Source organism: Pseudoalteromonas sp. MMG013 (genome assembly GCF_018100885.1).
In the GTDB taxonomy this organism is placed as follows: domain Bacteria; phylum Pseudomonadota; class Gammaproteobacteria; order Enterobacterales; family Alteromonadaceae; genus Pseudoalteromonas; species Pseudoalteromonas aurantia.
Map to the genome: position 1 here is coordinate 1 of NZ_JAGJEE010000110.1, position 520 is coordinate 520.

Below are 520 nucleotides of genomic sequence, written 5' to 3' on the forward strand. Positions count from 1 at the left end.
ACCTCCTAAATATAACTCTCCAATACTGCCTTTGGGACTAAGGGCTTGCTGATCATTTAATATGAAGAATTGTGTATTTGATATTGCCCGACCTATCGATGTCTGAGATAGCGCCTTAGCCCTCCATATAGAGCTACATATAGAGACTTCCGTTGGTCCATATGCATTGAAGAACTTAATGTCATGCACTAACCACTGATTTATCAATTCCGCAGAACAAAACTCGCCACCGACTACAACATGGCTAATGCTGTTCTTATGCTCAGGACTGACTAACTGCAACATCGATGGGGTCATCATGATATGTGTCACATCTTGATGTTGTGTCAGCTCTTGTGCATAATCACCTGAGCTCGCCAGTGTCATTGTTGCACCTGAACGCAAAGACATCCATATGACCCAAGTTGCCGCATCAAAGCCTATCGAAGTCGATTGGAAAAAGACCGAGTTTGGCGTTAATTCAAAGGTTTCAGCATTATCAATCACGGTATTAACTAACCCTTGATGCTCGATCATCACT

The 520-nt window shown here is 42.7% G+C and carries 1 protein-coding gene; it reads right to left on the reverse strand.

Going from position 1 to position 520, the window contains the following annotated elements; all coding sequences use genetic code 11:
- Positions 1 to 520 (reverse strand): AMP-binding protein (locus J8L98_RS24570; RefSeq protein WP_210998678.1); only part of this gene is annotated, 520 nt, incomplete at both ends.